Source organism: Synechococcus sp. R3-13, assembly GCF_047462195.1.
Classification (GTDB): domain Bacteria; phylum Cyanobacteriota; class Cyanobacteriia; order Thermostichales; family Thermostichaceae; genus Thermostichus.
In genome coordinates this window covers 1-3,711 of sequence record NZ_JANSIO010000461.1, presented here as the reverse complement: position 1 = coordinate 3,711, position 3,711 = coordinate 1, and the positions used below count along the sequence as shown (strand labels likewise).

The window sequence follows — 3,711 nt, the reverse complement described above, 5'->3', positions numbered from 1 at the left end:
ACTATAGATAGAGTCTTAGCTTTTTGCAAACCCCACCTGTGGACTCCCCCTTTGGGGGTGAAGCCAGATAGAGGGGAATGACCTGGGCCGAGTTAGACTGGTAAGCGTGACAGCAAGACGAGGATCCATGGCAGCAAGGGCGGGAGCAGAACCATCTTCTGGCTGTGGAGAAGCAGAGGGGCAGACTGCCGTTGGCGTTGATGCCCTGTACCCCTCAGAAAACATCAGCGGGGCGGGGTATGCCCGGGAAGAGCTGCAAGAGGCTTGCGGGGTCTTTGGCATCCTGGCTCCAGGAGAGGAGGTGGCCAAGCTGGCCTACTTTGGCCTATTTGCCTTGCAGCATCGCGGCCAAGAATCGGCAGGGATCGCCACTTTTGAGGGATCCTTTTGCCGGGTTCACAAGGCGATGGGCTTGGTCTCCCAGGTCTTCGATGAAGTGAACTTGGCCCAACTGACCGGGGATCTGGCGGTTGGTCACACCCGCTACTCCACCACTGGATCCAGCCGCGTGGCCAATGCTCAGCCGGTGATCGTGGAGACTCGCCTGGGGCCGCTGGCTCTGGCCCACAACGGCAATTTGGTCAATGCGGAAGAGCTGCGGAAGGAACTGGAGGCCGCCGACCGGCACCTAACCAGCAGCACCGACTCCGAGTGTATTGCCCACGCCATTGCCCAGGCGGTGAACCAAGGTCAAGATTGGATCGCGGCCACTTGCCAAGCTTTGCGCCGCTGTCAGGGGGCTTTTAGTCTGGTGATCGGCACGCCAGAGGGCCTGATCGGGGCACGGGATCCCTATGGGGTGCGTCCGCTGGTGTTGGGGCTTTTGAGCAGCAACCCCGCTCTGGATGAGCTGCTGCAGTCAGAGATGCTGGAGATCATCTGCAGCGACGGCACCCTCAGCCACCCCGAGGCCGAGCCGCTGCATTACGTGTTGGCTTCAGAAACCTGTGCTTTGGATATCATTGGGGCCGACCCTCTGCGGCAGGTGGAGCCGGGAGAGTTGGTGTGGATCAGCCGTCAGGGGCTGCAATCGGTGCGTTGGGCGGAGGCCACCCCCAAGTTGTGCATCTTCGAGATGATCTACTTCGCCCGCCCCGACAGTTGGATGCATGAGGAAAGCCTCTACTCCTACCGGGTGCGTTTGGGAGAACAACTGGCCAAGGAGGCCCCGGCAGAGGCCGACTGGGTGATCTCCGTTCCCGATTCCGGCACGCCGGCAGCCATTGGCTATGCTCGCCAGTCGGGGATCCCTTACACCGAAGGGCTGATCAAAAATCGCTACGTGGGCCGCACCTTTATTCAGCCCACCCAATCCATGCGGGAGCGGGGCATTCGCATGAAGCTCAACCCCCTGGAAGATGTGCTGGGGGGGAAGCGGATTGTTATTGTGGACGACTCAATTGTGCGGGGCACCACCAGCCAGAAAATCGTCAAGGCCCTGCGCCAGGCGGGGGCTACCCAGGTCCACATGCGCATTTCCAGCCCCCCGGTTACCCATCCCTGCTTCTACGGCATCGATACCGATAGCCAGGATCAGTTGATTGCTGCCCAGCATTCCGTAGAGGAAATCGCCGAGAAGATTGGAGTGGATTCTTTGGCCTACCTGAGCTGGGAAGGCATGCTGGCTGCCACGGGCCGGGATCCCAACTCGTTCTGCTCCGCTTGCTTTACCGGCCACTACCCCATCCCCATCCCAGAAGGGCTGAAGCGCTCCAAGCTGGCCCTGGAACTGGTGGCTACTGGCAAGAGCCGCTAGGCTGCTCAGGGATCCCCGCTAGACTGAGAAGAAGAATTGCTTGGGGCAAGCCATGACTTTTCGCCTACGCCAATTGGGGGATCCCATCCTGACGCAAGTGGCCGAGCCGGTGACGGAGTTCAAAACGCCGGCCTTGCAGGATCTTATAGAAGGTATGCTGGCTACCCTGAAAGAGGCGCAGGGGGTGGGCTTGGCTGCTCCTCAGGTGGGATCCCTGCTCCAAGTGCTGATCGTGGCCTCTCGTCCCAATCCCCGCTACCCGGAAGCGCCGCAAATGCAGCCTTTGGTGATGGTTAACCCCCGTCTGCTGGCTTGCAGTTCTGAACAGGTGCTGGGTTGGGAAGGCTGCTTGAGTGTGCCCAATTGCCGTGGTCTGGTGGCCCGCGCCCGCGAAGTGGAGGTGGAGTATTACACTCCAGAAGGCGTTCAGCAAAGGGTGGTCTGGCAGGATTTTCCGGCGCGGATCTTTCAGCACGAATACGATCACCTGATGGGTCGGGTGTTCCTGCAGCGGCAGCCTCGGCAACTGCTTACCGAAGCCCAGTACCAAGCCCAGATTTTGGGTCAGCCCGCCTGAGGGATCCCACCATGCCCTACATGGTTATCTACGACGGCCTCTGCAACCTCTGTGCCACCGGTGTTCAGCTCTTGGAGCAACTGGATCGCGGGCAACGGTTTTGCTATGCCCCCATGCAAGATGCCTCTGCCTTGGCCCAATGGGGGATCCCACCGGAGCAGGTGGAGCTGGGGATGATCCTCATCGACCTGGAGCAGCCGGAGCGCCGTTGGCAGGGATCCGCCGCCGTTGAACAGATTGCTGCTCTTCTGCCGGGCGGGGAGCTGTGGTTGGCTCTGTACCGCAGCTTCCCTGGCTTGAAGGTTCTGGGGGATCGAGGCTACGAACAGATCCGGGATCACCGCTACGAGTGGTTTGGCCGCCGTAACACCCCATACCTATCTGTCTACCCTGCTTGTGTTTCCTGCCGGGATCCCTTGGCCGAGGCTGAGGGAAAAGCTGCAGCACCAGCCGCCGGCAAGGCAGAAGCAAGCCGATAGCCAAAATGGAAGTTCCCTCTTCCTCAGCTCGCTATCTTGGATCAGGGAATTTGAAAAAGGATTGAATTCCTGTATCAAAGGTTAACCTTTCTAAGGGAATTCCCTGAACTGGTCTTGACCCTCTCTAAGCCCATAGCCAGAATAGGAACAAAGCAGCCAAAGGGGGGATGAGGCGTGCCTACAGTTACTGATAAAGATCTGGGCAATATCGATTGCAGTTTAGAGATCCTCCAGCCGGTTTTGAGAGGCAAGGATCCCAGAAGCGCAAACGGCGCCATCAAATGTTTTAGCCATTACAACGGAAAAGGCAGAGAGCTTCTCCTCCAAACCCTAAACCAACCTCTGGATTGGGAAAAGCAGTTTGCTCTCTGGACAACCCTAATGGATTCGGGTGATCCCCAACTTATCCAAATCGCGAAAGCCTATCCGGTTACCCTTCGTCCGGTGGGAGATCTGGGGGCAAAATTGGAGGCTGGCGAGCGAGATTTCCGCTGGGCGGATTTGAGAAAGGCCAACCTCAGTCAGCGAGATCTGAGTGGGGCAGACTTGAGAGGAGCAAACCTAAACCGCGCGAGACTGAGCCAGGTGAATCTCAGCCATGCCAACCTGAGCGGAGCCAATCTAACTCAAGCAGACCTCAGCGGGGCCGATCTGAACGGAGCCAACCTGAGCGGAGCCAACCTCCTGGGCACCAACCTCATCGGCGCCAGCTTGCTGGGGGCCAACCTAACGGACGCCAACTTGAGGTGGGTTGTCATTTCTCCCAAAACGCAGATGGATCCCAAGTGGCACCTGGTGTGGACAATCATCAACGGCGTTGCCCAGGGGGAAAGCCTAGCCCAAGCCGACTTGAGCGGAGCCAACTTGGAGCGGGCCGACCTGAGGGGAAGAGACCTGAC

4 protein-coding genes are annotated in these 3,711 nt (G+C 59.0%); all 4 read left to right on the top strand.

Going from position 1 to position 3,711, the window contains the following annotated elements:
- The first annotated feature begins 127 nt into the window (after positions 1-127).
- On the top strand, positions 128-1,756 hold the full coding sequence (purF, locus tag NW856_RS12975; RefSeq protein ID WP_414400601.1) for an amidophosphoribosyltransferase: 1,629 nt from the start codon (positions 128-130) through the stop codon (positions 1,754-1,756).
- 52 nt (positions 1,757-1,808) lie between these two features.
- Positions 1,809-2,333 (top strand): peptide deformylase, encoded by a 525-nt coding sequence (gene def, locus NW856_RS12970; RefSeq protein ID WP_011433713.1) that lies wholly within the window; start codon positions 1,809-1,811, stop codon positions 2,331-2,333.
- Between the two features lie 11 nt (positions 2,334-2,344).
- Positions 2,345-2,812, top strand: coding sequence for a thiol-disulfide oxidoreductase DCC family protein (locus NW856_RS12965; RefSeq protein WP_414400600.1), 468 nt, complete (start codon positions 2,345-2,347; stop codon positions 2,810-2,812).
- A 381-nt stretch (positions 2,813-3,193) separates the two neighbouring features.
- On the top strand, positions 3,194-3,711 hold a 518-nt coding region (locus tag NW856_RS12960; RefSeq protein WP_414400599.1), incomplete at its 3' end, for a pentapeptide repeat-containing protein.

Bases quoted from the DNA above. Each gene is read 5' to 3' on its own strand.
- purF (WP_414400601.1), top strand. From the start codon at position 128: ATGGCAGCAAGGGCGGGAGCAGAACCATCTTCTGGCTGTGGAGAAGCA.
- def (WP_011433713.1), top strand. From the start codon at position 1,809: ATGACTTTTCGCCTACGCCAATTGGGGGATCCCATCCTGACGCAAGTG.
- NW856_RS12965 (WP_414400600.1), top strand. From the start codon at position 2,345: ATGCCCTACATGGTTATCTACGACGGCCTCTGCAACCTCTGTGCCACC.